The sequence below is a fragment of the Parasaccharibacter apium genome (assembly GCF_002917995.1).
GTDB lineage: Bacteria > Pseudomonadota > Alphaproteobacteria > Acetobacterales > Acetobacteraceae > Bombella > Bombella apis.
The window spans coordinates 23,186-40,268 of record NZ_LMYH01000001.1 but is presented as its reverse complement, the minus strand read 5'-3'; the positions used below and the strand labels follow the sequence as shown (position 1 = coordinate 40,268).

The window sequence follows — 17,083 nt, the reverse complement described above, 5'->3', positions numbered from 1 at the left end:
TCACAATATCCCAGAGGGGGCTACCGTGTTTTCTTTCCGCCAGCCTGTTGGTTGGCGCCTGGGGCTGCCGTTGATGGTACCGGGGGAATCTCGACGGAGGCCACCGGCGCCGACTGTGTTGTGGACACAGGCTGCACGATGACGGAATCCGGGGAGACAGGTGCCTTGGCCTGCACAGGCGGTGCCGCACCGTCACGGTGTTTTCTTGAGCGCCTCTCATGCTTTTTCTGGGCATGGGACGGCTTGGGCAGCTGCGGCGTGAGCTGATGGTTGTATTTCAGCTTGTTGTAGGCGAGGCGGTACCAGCGGCTGTCAGGCGCATTATAGCCGAGGACAGCTGCTGCCTGACGGGCTTCATCAGGCAATCCCAGGGCCAGATTGACCTCAACCAGACGTTCCAGCGCTTCCGGCACATGGTTGGTGGTCTGGAAGTCCTGGATGACCCGCTGGTAACGGCCATAAGCTGCCTGATAGTCTTTTTCCCGCTGATAGTAACGGCCCACATACATCTCCTTGCCGGCCAGATGGTCACGGCAGAGGTCGATCTTCAGCTGGGCATCCCGGGCGTAAGAGGTCTGGGGGAAGCGGGTGATGACTTCCTGAAGAGCATCCATGGCTTCCAGCGTGCCGAGCTGGTCACGGGACACATCACCGATCTGCTCATAATAGCACAGGCCCCGCAGATAGTAGGCGTAGGCAGCATCCGGGCTTGTAGGGTGGAGCTGGAGATAGCGCTCCAGCTGCTGGACGGACAGCGCATACTCACCCTGAAGGTAGTAAGCGTAGCCTTCCATCAGTTCGGCACTGCCCGTATAGCCGGAATAGGGGAAATTCTGCTGGAGAAGCTCGAATTCACTGCTGGCCAGCTTGTAATGCCCGCCATGAAGAGCGTCGATCCCGTAGTTGTAGAGGGTCTCGGCATCCGCCGTGCGTGGCAGCTTTGCCTGTATGTCGGCATCGGAGCTGGAGCAGCCCGAAAGAAGGGCAAGTCCGAGCAATGCCGGGGCCCCAAGGGCAGGGAGACGGAAACGGGATGGGATCATGTGGAATTTCAGGATGCTGCTGACCATGATTTTCTTATAGCATGGGAGTGTTCAGGGGAAAGGGGGTTCTTGCTCTCTGGTCTGATATTCTCAGCCGGGAGAGGGCATGACAGGCGGGCTGCCATCGGAGAACCGCCAGTTTTCGGTGGACGCAAAAAGAGCATGCAGAAGCTGGCTGTTCAGCGCATGGCCTGTCCTGTGTCCCTCAAAACGGGCTGAAAGCCGGAACCCGGTACAGTACAGGTCGCCTACCGTATCCAGCATCTTGTGGCGGACACATTCATTATCGAACCGTAGTCCGCCGGGGTTCAGGACACGATCATGCTGGATGACCAGCGCATTGTCGAGTGATCCGCCTAATGCCAGTCCCTGCGCCTGGAGGGCGTCAATATCCTGATGGTTTACGAAGGTCCGGCAGGGAGCGATTTCTTGGGCGAATGTCTCTTGGGACAAGACCATCTGGAACGACTGCTGCCCGATGGCAGGGGCGGGGAAGTCGATGTTGACGGAGAGGTCGAGTGTGTCGGCCTGATGGGCGGGGAGAAGGCTGGCATGAGCACCGTGCCGCCCTTCCACATGAACTGGGCGAAGCACTTCAATGCTGCGGCGGGGGGCCGCCTGGCCGCTGCGGCCAGCTTCCTCAAGAAGAGACATGAATCTTCTGGAGCATCCATCCAGAATGGGTAGTTCCGGCCCATCCAGCTGGATCAGAAGGTTGTCCACTTCGCAGGCATGAAGAGCAGCCATGAGATGCTCTATGGTAGCGACTGTCAGCCCCGGTGTAAGGGGAGAAGCAGCCACCGTGGCCAGAGGGCTGGAAATGATGCAGTCATGCGTCAGGCGGAAGGCGGGGGTGTCTGCCATATCCAGCCGCTGGAGCCTGATGCCTGTATCCGGCGCTGCCGGGACAAGGCGGACCGTGGCAGGCCTGCCACTGTGGAGGCCCCACCCCTGGCAATGGACGGCCTGCTCCAGTGTGGTCTGTGCCTGCTGTAGGTGGGCTGTATTCTGGAGGGGCGGCTGATGAGGCCGACAGCATGTGGTCTCTGGCATGAGGGCAGGTGCTCGGGCATGGGCGACCTTACCCGGTGAGGCAGGACGCTTTCCCCCATGGGGGAGGTGGATGAAGCCCCCTGCCCGCAGGGGAACCGGGGGCTTTAATCAGACCCGGTTACTTCGGGCCACGGCGCAGATAGGTGGGAATGCTCAGCTCGTCATCCTCGGCAGGTGGGGTGACGCTGTCATGCTGCGGTTTCCGCTCATCAGTCGCAGCGTGTGTATCCCGGCGCTCCTGTTCTGGCGAAGGACGGGTACGGAAGAAGCGGCTGAACAGCCCACCGCCCGTTTGCCCGGTCTCCTCCCGTGGGCGGATCGGCTCCGATACCGTGGGGGCAGAAGCCTGCTGGTTCGGGCCGAGATGAGGGTCGTAATTGGGAAGAGGTGATGCCTCCTCGGCTGGCTGGCCTGCTCCTTCGGGGGCAGGGTCGTGTTCCGGGGCTTCTTCGTTCTGCCCGGTGTCTCCCGCGGAGGCAGTTGGATGCTCCGCTGCCTGGTCCGTGTCCGGTGTGTGAGCCACGGTTTCAGCGGGGGCATGAGTCTGGACTTCGACCGGTTCCTCCCCGGAGGCTTCATGGCGTCTCCGGCCATTCAGCCCCGTGGCGATCACGGAAACCTGCACCTTGCCTTTCATGTTCTCATTGACGACGAAACCGCTGTTGATTTCTTCGTCTTCGCAGTTTGCCGTCTCACGGATGAGATTCATGATCTGGTTATAGGCCAGCAGGCTCATGTCCGGACCGAGCGTGACGTTGACAAGAAGTGCCCGTGCCCCGGCAATGGTGGTTTCCTCCAGCAGCGGGTTGGAAATGGCCCGCTCGGCGGCGGTGATGGCCCAGTCTTCACCATCTTCCTCGGCCGATGCCATGCCAATGCCCATCATGGCCTTGCCCATGCCACTCATGACGGTACGGACATCGGCAAAGTCAAGATTCTGATACCCGGCTTCCACCATCAGGTCCGTCACGCTGCGGACACCACTGTACAGGACGTCATCCGCCATGGCGAAGGCTTCGACCAGCGAGGTTGTCAGCGAGGCGCTGCCGAAGAGGTTCTGGTTGGGGATGACCAGCAGCGTGTCCACGTATTTTTCCAGCTCGGCAATACCGGCTGCGGCAGCCCGGCTGCGGCGGGAGCCTTCAAAATCGAAGGGTTTGGAGACGACGCCGATTGTCAGGGCACCGACTTCATGGGCGATCCGTGCCACGACGGGGGCTGCTCCCGTGCCGGTGCCGCCACCCATTCCGGCCGTGACGAATACGAGATCAACCCCTTCCAGATGCTGGCGGATTTCATCTTCTACTTCTTCGGCTGACTGGCGGCCGACTTCCGGCTTGGCTCCGGCCCCCAGACCACGCGTGAGGGTCGGGCCGAGCTGGAGGCGCGTTTCAGCCTTGGAGAGAGCCAGCTGCTGGGCATCGGTGTTGGCGGCGATGAAAGTCACGCCACGCAGCTTGCCGTCGATCATGTTGTTGACGGCGTTGACCCCGCCACCACCAACCCCGATGACAGTGATGCGCGGGGGACTGACAGCACTAACACCAGGGGTCGTTGGGGTCAGGTTCAGTGACATAACGGTCTCGCTTCGGCCAGGGTGGACATTATAGATTGGTCTTTGGAAGACAGATTTACGGGCAGGGTAGCATCTGGAGAGAAATATGTAATGCTAAATATCGGGTATTGTGCCTGTTTATGACTTCCGGCGCAGGAAATTGGCAAAGCGCCAGGCAATGCCTCGTGGGGCTGCTTCATGTTCCGCAAGGCAGAAGCGGTCTCTGGCCCCGGCTGCCCAGGCGAGAAGACCGGCGGCGGTGGAGAATCCCGCCCATATGGAGGGATGATCCGATTCCGGCAATCCCCGTATGGTGGCTGGAGACCGGACCTGCACAGGCCGGTTCAGGATCTCGGCAGCCACGGCATCAATGCCGTTCAGCAGGGCGCCGCCGCCCGTCAGGATGACACGTCCTTCCGCCGGGCGCCCGAGGCCGGCACCGTCCAGCTCGTAGCGGAGCATTTCCAGCGTTTCCTCGACACGGGGGGCGATGGCCCGGACCAGATCGGCCCGGGTGATCTGCCGGACAATGTTGCGATGTGAGACAGGCAGGGCGATGGGAATGGATGTGTCATCAGCCGAGGCATAGGCGACCCCGTAAAGGGTTTTGAGCCGTTCTGCTGTTTCAAGCTGGATGGACAGGGATTGAGCAATGTCCCGGGTGATGTGATCGCCGCCAACCCTGATATGCCGTGTATAGAGCACCCGCCCACGGGCGAAGACGGCAAGGGTTGTCGTGCCCGCTCCCATGTCAACAACGGTCACCCCGAGGTCACGCTCATCATGGTCCAGCACAGCAAGGCCGGAGGCAATGGGGTTGGACAGCAGGTCCACGGCCCGCAGCTCGGCCTTGCGCAGGACAGCATCCAGCGTGTGGAGGGCACTCGTCTGGGCATCCACGATGTGGAACTTGCCCACCAGTCTCTCGCAGCGCTGCCCGCAGGGGTTGAGGACAGTGAGGGTCTCATCGATATTGAAACCCAGCGGCATGGCCTGGACGATCCTGCGGTCATGCTCGGTTGCCTCGTGGCGGGCCTGCCCATAGAGGTGGAGAATGTCGTCCTCGGTCACCTCACGCCCGTTGGAGGCCAGAAAGGTATCCACGTGATAGCTGCGGGGGGTTCCGCAGGCGAGATTGACGGTCACATCCCTGATGCGGCGGCTGATTTTCCGTTCGGCATCGCCCACTGTCGCCCGGATGACACGCTCCAGCTGGATGGTGTCCACGATGGCCCCGGAATTCACTCCTTCGGAGCGTCGCCAGCCCCAGCTCAGGACACGCAGACCACCATTTTTCAGTCCCTGGCCAATCAGGCAGGTGGTTTTGGTGGAGCCAATGTCCAGAACGGCCTTGAGCCCCGGCGTCCAGACAAAGCCCTGCTGTTCTTCTGACGGGAGAATGGGAAGAACGGCCCGCTTCTGCTGGGGAGCGGGCGGATAATGCCGGGACGGTGAAACGGAACGGGACATAGGGATCAGTTTTCAGATGGCGGCGTTGCAGGCGGAGCCTCCTGATCGGCTCCCTGAGGCGTGGCAGGGTGAATGACCATACGGTCGGATAGCCGCATGTCAATGGTTTTCAGGGGGCGGTCCAGGAGCTGGTAATCGTTCTGGTAATCATGCAGACGGGAGAGAGCGGCGCTTTCTGCTCCCTCCGGGAGCATGAGGGTCGTACCGTTCTGCATGAGGATGTTCCAGCGCCGCTGCCCGATGCGGATGAGGGCCAGCGTATGGCTGTTGATATCGGGAAACTGGTCGAGCAGGGTGATGATGGCATTTGCCTCCAGGTTGGCACCTGCGCCGACAACAAGGGGAAGCTTGCGGAAGACCGAACTGTTTTTGGCTGTCAGTTCCTGACGTGAGACAGTGTCTCCTTTCTGGTTGATAAGGACGAAATGGCCTTCCATCTGCCAGATGGCGATGGGATTCTTTTCCTCCACGGTGATGTTGATCGTGTCCGGCAGGTGGCGCTCGACCGTGGAATGCTCGATGAAAGGCAGCTCATCAATGCGCTGGCGTGCCGCCTCCACGGAGAAGCTGAAAAGTGAGTGGTTCAGACCTGTCCCCAGCGCCTCCATGATGTCGCTCTCATCCGTCAGGCGCCGCCCCGTGATGACGATGTGCTGGATCTTCAGCGGGTCCAGCGCAGACAGGCGGGTGCGCAGGCTGTCTGCCAGCCTGTGTCCCCCCTGGCTGCTCCAGGCCAGCCAGCCAGCTCCAGCCAGCAGGAAACAGACGAGCCCCAGAATGCTGAGCCGCCGCAGGATGGCCTTCTGCCGCTGCCAGAAGAGGGACATGCTGGAGGGGCGGTCCCCGTAAGGGTCCACGGGGGCCTGGGGGCGTTTCCTGAAGAAGGACATCATGGGCCGTCAGCGGGCTCAGGCTGGGGCACCGGATGGAGGGAGAGGGGCTCCGCCCGCCCCAGGGCATCCATCACCAGCCAGTGGCAGAGCAGGGGATAGCTCACCCCACGGGCGGCGGCCTGTTCTGGCAGCAGGGATGTGGCCGTCATGCCCGGCTGGGTGTTGACCTCCAGAATGACGAGTTCGCCCTTATCACCATCATAGCGGTAGTCGGTCCGGCTGGCGCCCCGGCATCCCAGTGCCTGATGGGCCCTCCGGGCCAGTGTGAGGGCCTGGTCCGTGATGTCTGCTGGCAGGGGAGCGGGGATGACATGGCGGGAGCCATTGGCCTGATATTTGGCCGCAAAATCGTAGAAACCACCGCTCTCTGGCGTGAGGATTTCCGTAACGGCGAGGGCCTCGTCGCCCAGTACCGCAACGGTCAGCTCACGCCCGGGGATGAAACGCTCGGCCAGAATCTGGGGGCCGAAGGTCCATGACCCGGCAATGGCATGGCGTTTTGCGGCATCATCTTCATGGAGAATATGGACACCGACGGATGAGCCTTCCGCCACGGGCTTCAGAACGTAGGGGGCCGGCAGGGGGGCCCGTTCCTTCAGTTCGTCTGGCGTGATGAGGCAGCCTTCTGCAACGGGGAGACCGGCGGCCTGAAGGGCCATGCGGGTGCTGGCCTTGTTCATGGCGATGGCAGAAGCCAGAATCCCGGAATGGGTATAGGGCAGGCCCAGCCATTCTAGAACGCCCTGAATGGCCCCGTCTTCCCCGCCAGGACCGTGCAGGGCATTGAAGACGGCATCCGGTTTGCAGGCTTTCAGGGCCTCGATGGTGGCGGTGATGTCCGGCCCGGCATCAATGGCATGGACATGGTGCCCGGCCTGCTTCAGGGCCTCCATGACGGCCCCGCCGCTGGACAGGCTGACGCTGCGCTCGCTGGAGGTTCCTCCCATCAGAACGGCGATGGAAAGAGGTGTGGGTGTGGGAAGAATGGTCTTGTCTGTCATGCCCGGATGTTTCCTTGTCAGGAAGGGGAGGCGGGAGAAAGGGAACGGCCCAGCCGTCTGATCTCCCAGTGCAGGGTGATGCCGCTGCTGTCCAGCACACGGGCACGGACCATCTCGCCCAGCTCTTCCAGCTCCGTGCTGGTGGCGTCGCCCGTATTGAGCATGAAATTGCAGTGCTTCTCGCTGATCTGTGCGCCACCGTGCCGCAGCCCCCGGCATCCGGCGGCATCGATCAGCTCCCAGGCCCTGTGTCCTTCGGGGTTGCGGAAGGTGGAGCCGCCTGTCCGGGCCCGCAGGGGCTGGCTGGCCTCACGGCTGGCCCGCATTTCCTGCATTGTCTGCTGGATGGTGGCGGGGTCTTCCGCACCGTGGGCTTTCAGGCGGGCACGCAGCACGATGCTGCCTTCCGGCAGGGAGCTGTGACGGTACCGCATCTCCAGTGCCGGGGCGGGCAGACGCTGGATGGTGCCCTCACGGGTGAGGATTTCCACCCAGTCGAGCAGGGTGGAGAGGTCACCCCCATAGGCTCCGGCATTCATGCAGACGGCTCCACCAATGGAGCCGGGAATGGTGGAGAGGAAGGCGAAACCGGCCATGCCTGCCTGCGCCGCCGTTTCTGCCACGCTGCTGTCCAGTGCGGCGGCTCCGGCGATCAGCCCGTCTCCATCCGTTTCAATGTTGGCAAAACCACCGGCCAGACGGATGGTCAGCCCGGGCAGCCCTCCATCACGGATGATGACGTTTGAGCAGGCTCCAAGGACCGTCACGGGCAGGTCGGACGGGCACTGGCGCAGGGCCGTGGCGAGGTCTTCGGCATCCTGCGGCACGAAGAGCCAGTCGGCGGCCCCGCCCGTGCGGAACCAGCTGCGGGCGGCCAGCGGGGCCTGTCCCTTCAGCCGTCCCCGTGCCTGCTGGAAAGGTGCAGCCGTGGTCATGGTGCGTCCTTTCTGAGGCTGTCCAGCTGCTCGGGGAGAGCCTGTGCCCAGTGGGTGATGGACCCCGCCCCCAGACAGAGGACATAGTCACCCGGCACGGCCACGTCGGCGACGACGCTGGCCAGATCATCCGGCGAGGCGAGGGACAGGACATGGCGGTGCCCACGGTCCCGCAGCCCTTCGACGAGTTGATCCCGTCCGATGCCCTCGATCGGGTTTTCCCCGGCGGCATAGACGTCCGCCACGATGACGGTGTCCGCATCATTCATGCAGGTGCAGAAATCATTGAACAGCGCACTGAGGCGGGAATAACGGTGCGGCTGGATGACGGCAATGACATGCCCGGCACCGGCCTGTCGGGCCGCTTTCAGCACGGCGGCGATCTCGACGGGATGATGGCCGTAATCATCAATGATCTTCACGTCATTCCATGTGCCGGTCAGGGTGAAGCGACGCTGCACGCCCCGGAAGCCGCCAAGCGCATCGGCGATGACATGATCGGGGATTTCCATTTCCTGCGCCACGGCGATGGCTGCCACGGCATTGAGGACATTGTGGTGTCCGAACATGGGCAGATGGAACGGTCCGGCCAGACGCTGGCTGCTGGTCGTCCTGTCCGTGATGGTGACGTTGAAGGTCACGCCCTGGCTGTCCGTGCCGGTGATTTCCGCCCGGACATCTGCCTGCGGGCTGAAACCATAGGTGACGACGCGGTGATCGGAGAGCTGGGGGATCATCTGCTGCACCCGGGGATGATCCACGCAAAGGACGGCGAAGCCGTAGAAGGGGATGTTGGAGACGAACTGCCGGTATCCGGCCTCCATCGCCTCATCGGAGCCCCAGTGATCCAGATGCTCGGGGTCCATGTTGGTGACAACGGCAATGATGGCAGGGAGACGGAGGAAGGAGCCATCGCTCTCATCCGCTTCCACGACCATCCAGTCGCCGGACCCCATGCGGGTATTCGTGCCGTAGGCCTCGATGATGCCACCATTGATGACGGTCGGGTCCAGCTTGGCCTGTTCCAGCACGCAGGCCACGAGGCTGGTCGTGGTGGTCTTGCCGTGTGTCCCCCCGATGGCCACGGCCCAGCGCAGGCGCATCAGCTCTGCCAGCATCTCCGCCCGCCGGACGACGGGGATGAGCCGGGCACGGGCGGCCATGACCTCCGGATTGTCCCGTTTTACGGCGGTGGAGATGACGACGACCCGTGCTTCCCCCAGATTGGCCTCATCATGGCCGATATGAACGTGGATGCCTGATTTCCGCAGACGCTTCACGTTGGCATTCTCGGCAATGTCGGACCCCTGAACCTTGTAGCCGAGCATGTGCAGCACCTCGGCAATGCCGGACATGCCGATGCCGCCAATGCCAACGAAGTGGATCAGACCAAGGTTGAGAGGTAATGCACGCATCAGGGGAACTCCGGCGGGGGTGGGATGAAGGGAGGGCAGATAATCAGGCTTTGATGGTCGTTTCAACCAGATCAGCCAGTTTTTCGGCAGCACGGCGCTGCTGGAGATTGCGGGCGCCTTCCGCAGCCCGTGCCAGCTCGTCAGGATGGCTGAAGAGGTGGGTCAGGTGCGTGCAGAGTGCTGATGAGGAGAAGTCACGCTGCCGGACCATCCAGCCACCACCGGCCCGTTCCATTGCCTGTGCGTTGACACCCTGCTCATCAGAGGCGGCAATGGGCAGCGGGACAAGGATGGAAGGGCGGCCTGCCATGGCCAGCTCCGCAATGGATGACCCACCGGCCCGCCCGATGACGAGATGGGCTTTTTTTAGTTCAGCTGCCACATCCTCGATGAAAGGCGTGACCGTGGCCTTTATGCCGACCTGCGCATAGATGCCGGACAGGGCAGGGACCATCTCCTCGTGGGCCTGCTGGGTCACATGCAGCCGGGTCCGCAGCCCAGGGGGCAGGTTGCACAGGGCCTGCGGCACGATGGAGCTGAAAATCTGTGCCCCCAGTGATCCACCCCAGACAAGCAGATGGATCGGCTCCTCGCTGAACAGGCTTGGGCTGACATAGGGTTCATCGGCCAGAGCTTCGATGGCAGGGCGGACTGGCATCCCTGTCTGCATGACCTTCCGGCCTGCGGGCAGACGGGCCACCCGGGGGTAGGATGTGGCAATGGCATCGCTGAACCGGGCGAGGAGGGCATTGGCCTGCCCGAGGATGGCATTGCCTTCATGGATGATGAGGGCAGGGCGTTTACCCAGACGCAGGCGACTGCCGAGAAGGGGAGGAATGGAAGGATAGCCGCCAAAGCCGACTACGGCGGCGGGCCGGTATCTGGCAACAATCTGGCGCCCGCCAAGGCAGCTCCAGAGAAGCTGGCCGATCCCCCTGAGTTTGTCGATGGGCTTTTTACCAGCCACGCCACTGCTTTTGAGGACATGGCGGGGGCTGTCCGCAAATACGCTCAGTCCGGCCCTGCTGTTGCGGGCATCCGTTACGAGGATGGTCTGGTGACCACGGCGCTGGAGTTCTGCCCCCAGTGCCTCAGCCGGGAAGAAGTGCCCCCCGGTACCGCCGGCGGCAATGAGAATTGGTGCTTGTTTCATCAGATGTGATCCTTCCGGGATGACATGGTCAGACGTGGGGCTGTTTCAGCAGGGGATGGCGGCGGCGTAAAGGGGCCTTCCTCTACACGGTGGCGGGTCAGTGCCAGGGCCATGCCGATGGTTAGGGCAACGGAAAGGGCCGAGCTGCCCCCGTAGGAGATGAAAGGCAGTGTCATGCCCTTTGTGGGGATCAGATGCAGGGAGGAGCCCATGTTGACGAAGGCCTGAAGGCCGAAGCCGGTGATCAGGCCGCTGGCAGAGAGAATGATGTAGGGTTTCTTTTCTTCCAGCAGGCGGTTGAGAGTGGAGAAAACCAGCATGGTGAAAACGGCAATGATGAACAGGCACATCACGAAGCCATATTCCTCTCCGGCAACGGAGAAGACGAAGTCGGCATGGGCATCGGGCAGCAGGTCCTTCACCCGGCCTTCACCCGGTCCCCGGCCCAGCAGTCCCCCATTGCCAAAAGCCCGCATGGAGGTATCGATCTGGTAATGGTCCCCCACATCAGGATGCAGGAAGCGCTGCACGCGGGAATGGACGTGCTCGAACACCATATAGGCTATCCCGAACGCTCCAAGCGCTGCCGAGACCAGCATGCCGAATACGATGATGGGCAGGCCGTCGATGAAGAGCTGGGTGATGAAGACCATGCTGATGACCGAGAGCATCCCGATATCCGGCTGGGCCTGAAGCAGGGCTGCAATGACGAGATAGACCCCGCATGCCACCAGTCGCCCCGGGAACCGCCAGCCATTGGAAAGTCTCAGCGTATGACGGAGGCTCAGCAGCAGGCCGGTCACGACGGCAAAGCAGGGTTTCAGGAATTCAGAAGGCTGGACGGACATGAGGGGCAGGGCGATCCAGCGTCTGGCCCCCTTGATCTCCATGCCGTGAACAAGCGTCATGAATGTGGCGCCCAGTGCCACGATCCCCCCCATGACGGCAATCCGCCCGATCGTGCGGGGGGTCAGCCGGGATGTCACGACGACGACGGCACTGGCAAGGGCCAGAAAGACCACCTGCTTGAGGATGAACATGTTCCGGGAGGCCCCGATGCGGTGAGCCACGGCGGGGCTGGCAGCCAGCATGAGGATGTACCCCAGGGCGACCAGTATTCCGACGCAGCTCAGGCTGACATGGTCAAGGCTGCGCCACCACTGGGCCTTTCGGGAGCTGTCTGACCTGTCGGAGAGTGCCATGATGTTTCAGTCCTCCCCGCAGAGGCTGCGGGCCAGTGTGGCAAAGGCCGTTCCCCGTTCCTCGAAATTGCGGAACTGGTCAAAACTGGCACAGGCCGGGGACAGGAGTATGGGCATGGCCTCGTGTGTCCGGGCATGGTCCCAGGCGGCCCGTGTTGCCTGCTCCAGCGTTTCGCTGATCTCGAAAGGAACATCATGGGCTGTCAGGGTTCTGGCCAGCAATGGGGCATCCTGCCCGATGAGGAAGGCACGGCGCACATGGCCGAACAGTGGTGCCAGACTCTCGATTCCTCCTTCTTTGGCCATGCCTCCGGCAATCCAGAGGCTTTTGGGGAAGGCTTTTAGTGCATGGTAGCTGGCTTCCGCATTTGTGGCCTTGCTGTCGTTGATGAAGCTGATTCCATCAGCCTGCGCCACGAGCTGGAGGCGGTGGTCCAGCCCGGTGAAGCTTCTGATGCCCTCGGCAATCTGTTCCTCGGAGAGGCCAAGATGGCGGGCGATGGCCCGGCAGGTCTCTATGTTCTGGGCATTGTGCTGTCCAGGCAGAAAGGGGGCGTCTGTTTCTGGAACAGGCTGGGTGATCGAGAGTGTCCGTACCGTCACGCCCTGCCGCTCAAGCCGCTGGTGCAGTCCGTCCGCCCAGGAGGCCTTTTCGCCCAGAATGGCAAGGTCGCCTGCGGTCATGTTGTCAAAGACATGCGCCTTGGCATCCAGATAGCCCTGCATGGAGCCGTGCCGGTCCAGATGGTCCGGTGTCAGGTTGAGCAGGGCAGCGGCACAGGCGTGATAGTCCTTCAGCCGCTCCAGCATATAGGACGACATCTCAATGACATAGACGCCGTCATCCCCCAGAGCGGGCAGGGCGAGAGAGGCCGTGCCAAAATTGCCGCCACAGCAGGCCGGGATGCCGGCCTGTGTGAGAATGTGGGTCAGCAGGGCCGTGGTCGTGGATTTGCCATTTGTACCCGTGATGGAGACGAACCGCGCGCGTGATCCTGCCTTGCGAGCCACCTGCCAGAGCAGTTCTGCATCGGAGAGGATCGGCACATGCTGCTCCCGTGCCAGCAGGGCAGCAGGGTGTGGCCGGGGCAGATGGTGCGGGATGCCCGGCGAGAGGATCAGGGCATCCATGCCGGTGAGGTCAGTCAGGGGCGCCAGTGTCAGGCGGTGATGTGAGGACAGGGGAGCTGGGAGCTTCGGCCTGCTGTCATCCCAGGCCTGTACGGTTGCTCCCATGTCCAGCAGGGCCTGCACGACGGCAGCACCGTTGCGGCCCAGCCCGCAGACAGCATGATGCTGCCCGGTCAGGAGTGTTGCAGGCCATTTCTGGGGGGGAGGAAAGGGTAGGACAGTCATCAGCGCAGCTTCAGTGTGGCCAGACCACACAGCCCCAGAATGATGGCAATGATCCAGAAACGGACGACAATTTTCGGCTCCTGCCAGCCTTTCTTCTCAAAATGATGGTGCAGCGGTGCCATGAGGAAGATGCGCTTCCCCGTGCGGCGGAACCAGAAGACCTGGATGATGACGGAGATCGTTTCCACCACGAACAGGCCCCCCACGAGGCAGAGCACCAGCTCATGCTTCACAGCCACGGCCACGGCCCCCAGGGCACCGCCCAGTGCCAGAGACCCGGTATCCCCCATGAAGACCTCTGCCGGTGGAGCATTGAACCAGAGAAAACCCAGTCCGGCTCCGATCAGGGCGGCGCAGAAGATGCTCAGTTCCCCCGTGCCGGGAACATGATGGAGCTGGAGATAGTCGGCAAAGACATGGTTGCCGACCAGATAGGCGATCAGGGCGAAGACGAGGGCGGCGATGATGGAGGGCACCGTGGCCAGCCCGTCCAGCCCGTCCGTCAGGTTCACGGCATTGCCGAAACCCGTGATCGTCACCATGGCGAAGAGCGGGAAAATGTAGCCCAGATGCAGTACGAAGGTCTTGGCGAAAGGAAAGGCCACGGCATTGCGTAGGTCCGGTGGTGTCAGGGCTTCCATGGCAATCCCGGCAAGGCATGAGATCAGGAATTCCCCGCCCAGCCGTATTTTTTTGGAGACCCCTTTGCTGTTGCCCTTGGCCAGTTTGAGATAGTCATCCGCAAAGCCTATGGCGCCAAACCCCAGGGTCGTGAGGAGAACAGCCCAGACAAACCCGTCAAACAGGTCCGCCCAGAGCAGGGTGGAGCAGGTCAGGGAAAACAGAATGAGACCACCGCCCATGGTGGGGGTACCGGCTTTCTCCAGTATATGCCGTTCCGGCCCGAGGGTCCGTATGGGCTGCCCTTGCCGCTGGATGCGTTTGAGCTGGGCAATGAAGGGCTTGCCGAGCAGCAGGGAGATCACCAGCGCTGTCAGGCAGGCGCATCCGGCCCGGAAGGTCATGTAATGCAGCAGGTTGAGAAGGCCGCCATGGGAGGAAGAAGGTGCAGCAAGAAGGTTGAAGAGCATCAGGCGGACTCTGGGGCGTGTGTGGTGGTGGACATGGGCTGCTCCAGCAGCGCAATGAGGGCACGCATGTTACTGCCCAGGCTTCCCTTCACGAGCAGCACATCCCCTTTTTGCAGGGCAGGGTGCAGCAGGGAGGCAAGCTGGACTGAATTTTCAGCATATCCTCCCTGTAGGGAAGGAGGAAGGGCCTCGTAAAGGGATTTCATGTGCGGGCCGCAACAGAATGTCAGAATGTCATGCTTCATTAATGGTTCAGCCAGAGCCCGGTGTTCGGCTTCGGCAAACTGGCCCAGCTCCCTGATGTCGCCCAGGGCGGCCAGATGGCGTCTGGCGGGCATGAGGGCGAGCGTGTCCAGGGCTGCACGGATACTGGGGCCGGAGGCATTGTAGCTCTCATCCAGCAGGGTGATGCCGCCGGGCAACAGGCGCTGCTGGCCCCGTCCGGCTTCCGGCTGGAAATGGCGCAGGGCCTCGGCTCCGGCTTTCGGGTCCAGCCCCAGCGCAGCGATGGCCCCAAGAGCCAATGCGGCATTGCGGGCCAGATGGGGGCCGGGGGCCGCCAGCCTCACGTCGGTGTCGCCCCGTGGTGTGGTCAGATGGAACTGGCTGCCGTCTGCCGTGCAGGTGAGGTCTGTTATCCGGATGGTGGCGCTGGTTGTCACGCCTGCCTGCCAGAGCGAAACACCTGTCGGCAGGGCCTGCTTCAGGCGGGCAAGCCCCTGTGAGGCCTCCGGGCAGAGGGCCGTGCCGGATGACGGAAGGGCGGCAAAAAGGGCCGCCTTTTCGTCCGCAATGGCGTCGATGCTGCCCATATGCCCCAGATGGGCGCTGCCAATGGTGGTTATGAGGCCAATATCCGGGCGTATCTGGGCGGCGAGCGGGGCGATCTCGCCGGGGTGGTTCATGCCCACCTCGCTGATGCAGAAGGCGGCTTCTTCTGGCAGGCGGGCGAGTGTCAGAGGCACGCCCCAGTGGTTGTTGAAGGACGCCACGGAAGCATGGACCTGCCCGTAAGGTGCAAGAGCCGTGGCCAGCATGTTCTTGGTGGTTGTTTTTCCCACGCTGCCTGTAACGGCGATGACCCTGCCGCTGAACTGTGCCCGCCTGTAGCGGCCCAGAGCCTCCAGCCCTTGCATGGTGTCATCGACCTTCAACAGGCGGGGATCATCCGTCAGACCGGCCGTGCTGATGGCGGCCTCATCATGGGCCATCACGCAGCTGGCTCCAGCCTCCAGGGCCTGCCTCAGATAGCGGTGTCCGTCTGAATTATGGCCGATCAGGGCGATGAAGAGGTCACCGTGTTTCAGGATGCGGGTATCGATGCAGACGCCGTGGACCTTCACGTCACCGGCAAGCTGTCCTCCCGTGGCGGCCTGAAGGTCCTTGCGGGTCCAGAGGATGGTTGTATCGGGCATCAGGCAAGCTCCCTGGCGAGTGCGGCCGTGATGGTACGGTCATCGAACGGATGTATTTCCCCCTTGATGATCTGGCCTGTTTCATGCCCTTTCCCGGCGATGAGCAGGACATCGCCTTTCTTCAGACCTTCCAGAGCGGTACGGATGGCCTGCCGACGGTCGCCAATTTCTTGTGCCTGCGGGGCTGTGGCGAGAATTTCGGCCCGGATGGCGGCCGGGTCCTCGCTGCGGGGGTTGTCATCCGTGATGATGACTTCATCGGCCAGATGGGCGGCGATCTGTCCCATGAGAGGGCGCTTGCCCCTGTCACGGTCCCCGCCCGCACCGAAGACCACGACCAGCCGCCCGCTGGTGTGGGGACGCAGGCTGAGCAGGACGTGCTCCAGCGCATCCGGCGTGTGAGCATAATCCACGTAGGCGCAGGCTCCATTTGGCAGGTGGGCGACCGGCTCACAACGGCCGGGCACGCCCTTCAGGTGCGGCAGGAGGGCAATGATGGATTCAGCTTCTTCATCCCGTTCCCAGCAGAGGGCGGCAGCCAGCAGGGCATTTTCTGCCTGAAAACGTCCCGGGAGTGGAAAGTGGAGTGCGGGCAGGGTACGGCCATGCAGCTGGAGTGTCAGGTCCATGCCCTGCGGGGTGGGTGTGGCCTCAAGAATTCGGATGGTCTCGCCTGTTGTGCCAATCGTGCGGAGGTCCAGTTTCCGGCGGGTGGCAATGTCACGGAGGGCCTCTCTGCTTTCGGCATCCATGTCGCTGTTGATGACGGCCCGGCCCCCTTCGGGCAGCAGCGTTTCAAAGAGATGCAGCTTGGCCTGCCGGTAGGCTTCCAGCGTGTGGTGATAGTCCAGATGGTCTCGGGTCAGGTTGGAAAAAGCGGCGGCCGTGATGGCAACGCCGTCCAGCCGGTGCTGCTGGAGGCCATGGGATGAGGCCTCCAGCGCTACATGGGTGATGCCATGCACCTGCAGGGCTGCCAGAGTGTTGGCAAGGGTGACGGCATCCGGTGTGGTCAGGGGGGGGAGTGATGGCAATGCCACGTCACTGATGAGCCCCAGAGTACCGAGGCTTGCAGCCTTCTGGTGACGCAGCTGGCAGAGTTGGCGGAAGAAATCTGCCGTGCTGCTTTTGCCGTTTGTTCCCGTGATGGCGGCAATATGGTCAGGCTGGGCCCCTGCTAGCAGTGCAGCAGACCGGGCCAGGAAACGGGCCGGGTCGGGCAGGGTGATGATGAGGGCCGTGTGGCCGTTTTCCGTCTGCTCTGGCAGATGATGCTGGCCTGGGGAAGCGGCGAGGACGATTGCGGCTGCCCCTTCTGCGATGGCCAGAGGAATGAAGGTCCGTCCGTCCTGTTTCGTGCCCTTCAGCGCCACGAAGAGGCAGCCGGGGCGAGCTTCCCGGCTATCGGCGGTGATGCTGGAAATGTCCGGGTCTCTGGTGAGGTCTCTGGCAAGACCATGATGGCGGAGCAGGGAGGACAGTTTCATGACGGAGACCTTTG

At 62.5% G+C, this 17,083-nt stretch carries 14 protein-coding genes; all 14 read right to left on the bottom strand.

From position 1 onward, the window contains the following. Window positions 1-20: 20 nt before the first annotated feature. On the bottom strand, window positions 21-1,043 hold the full coding sequence (locus ASO19_RS00195; protein WP_227656569.1) for an outer membrane protein assembly factor BamD: 1,023 nt from the start codon (window positions 1,041-1,043) through the stop codon (window positions 21-23). 90 nt (window positions 1,044-1,133) lie between these two features. Beyond that, the gene (lpxC, locus tag ASO19_RS00190; RefSeq protein ID WP_103765152.1) at window positions 1,134-2,096 is read right to left on the bottom strand and encodes a UDP-3-O-acyl-N-acetylglucosamine deacetylase; all 963 of its coding nucleotides are present in this window, start codon (window positions 2,094-2,096) and stop codon (window positions 1,134-1,136) included. 118 nt (window positions 2,097-2,214) lie between these two features. Further along, complete coding sequence (gene ftsZ, locus ASO19_RS00185) at window positions 2,215-3,672, bottom strand: cell division protein FtsZ (RefSeq protein ID WP_103765151.1); 1,458 nt, start codon at window positions 3,670-3,672, stop codon at window positions 2,215-2,217. Window positions 3,673-3,789: 117 nt separating this feature from the next. Beyond that, window positions 3,790-5,121 (bottom strand): cell division protein FtsA, encoded by a 1,332-nt coding sequence (gene ftsA, locus ASO19_RS00180; protein WP_052349029.1) that lies wholly within the window; start codon window positions 5,119-5,121, stop codon window positions 3,790-3,792. A gap of 5 nt (window positions 5,122-5,126) precedes the next feature. After that, window positions 5,127-6,014, bottom strand: coding sequence for a cell division protein FtsQ/DivIB (locus ASO19_RS00175; protein ID WP_103765150.1), 888 nt, complete (start codon window positions 6,012-6,014; stop codon window positions 5,127-5,129). Continuing rightward, window positions 6,011-7,015, bottom strand: a complete 1,005-nt coding sequence (locus ASO19_RS00170; RefSeq protein WP_081563253.1) for a D-alanine--D-alanine ligase — start codon at window positions 7,013-7,015, stop codon at window positions 6,011-6,013. The genes ASO19_RS00175 and ASO19_RS00170 overlap by 4 nt, the downstream gene beginning before the upstream one ends. Window positions 7,016-7,032: 17 nt before the next feature. Then, complete coding sequence (gene murB, locus ASO19_RS00165) at window positions 7,033-7,950, bottom strand: UDP-N-acetylmuramate dehydrogenase (RefSeq protein WP_103765149.1); 918 nt, start codon at window positions 7,948-7,950, stop codon at window positions 7,033-7,035. Then, window positions 7,947-9,365 carry a UDP-N-acetylmuramate--L-alanine ligase gene (gene murC / locus ASO19_RS00160; protein ID WP_086441817.1) on the bottom strand — a complete coding sequence of 473 codons (1,419 nt, stop codon included), beginning with the start codon at window positions 9,363-9,365 and terminating at the stop codon, window positions 7,947-7,949. The genes murB and murC overlap by 4 nt, the downstream gene beginning before the upstream one ends. A 43-nt stretch (window positions 9,366-9,408) precedes the next feature. Beyond that, window positions 9,409-10,518 (bottom strand): undecaprenyldiphospho-muramoylpentapeptide beta-N-acetylglucosaminyltransferase, encoded by a 1,110-nt coding sequence (gene murG, locus ASO19_RS00155; RefSeq protein WP_043559836.1) that lies wholly within the window; start codon window positions 10,516-10,518, stop codon window positions 9,409-9,411. Further along, window positions 10,518-11,720 carry an FtsW/RodA/SpoVE family cell cycle protein gene (locus tag ASO19_RS00150; protein ID WP_043559839.1) on the bottom strand — a complete coding sequence of 401 codons (1,203 nt, stop codon included), beginning with the start codon at window positions 11,718-11,720 and terminating at the stop codon, window positions 10,518-10,520. Before ASO19_RS00150 ends, murG begins: the two co-directional genes overlap by 1 nt. 6 nt (window positions 11,721-11,726) lie before the next feature. Next, window positions 11,727-13,076: a UDP-N-acetylmuramoyl-L-alanine--D-glutamate ligase gene (gene murD, locus ASO19_RS00145; RefSeq protein ID WP_103765148.1), complete on the bottom strand. Its 1,350-nt coding sequence runs from the start codon at window positions 13,074-13,076 to the stop codon at window positions 11,727-11,729. Beyond that, window positions 13,076-14,167, bottom strand: coding sequence for a phospho-N-acetylmuramoyl-pentapeptide-transferase (gene mraY / locus ASO19_RS00140; protein WP_043559842.1), 1,092 nt, complete (start codon window positions 14,165-14,167; stop codon window positions 13,076-13,078). The genes murD and mraY overlap by 1 nt, the downstream gene beginning before the upstream one ends. Further along, window positions 14,167-15,582 carry a UDP-N-acetylmuramoyl-tripeptide--D-alanyl-D-alanine ligase gene (locus ASO19_RS00135; RefSeq protein WP_103765147.1) on the bottom strand — a complete coding sequence of 472 codons (1,416 nt, stop codon included), beginning with the start codon at window positions 15,580-15,582 and terminating at the stop codon, window positions 14,167-14,169. The genes mraY and ASO19_RS00135 overlap by 1 nt, the downstream gene beginning before the upstream one ends. Continuing rightward, on the bottom strand, window positions 15,582-17,069 hold the full coding sequence (locus ASO19_RS00130) for a UDP-N-acetylmuramoyl-L-alanyl-D-glutamate--2,6-diaminopimelate ligase (protein WP_103765146.1): 1,488 nt from the start codon (window positions 17,067-17,069) through the stop codon (window positions 15,582-15,584). Before ASO19_RS00130 ends, ASO19_RS00135 begins: the two co-directional genes overlap by 1 nt. Window positions 17,070-17,083: the final 14 nt, after the last annotated feature.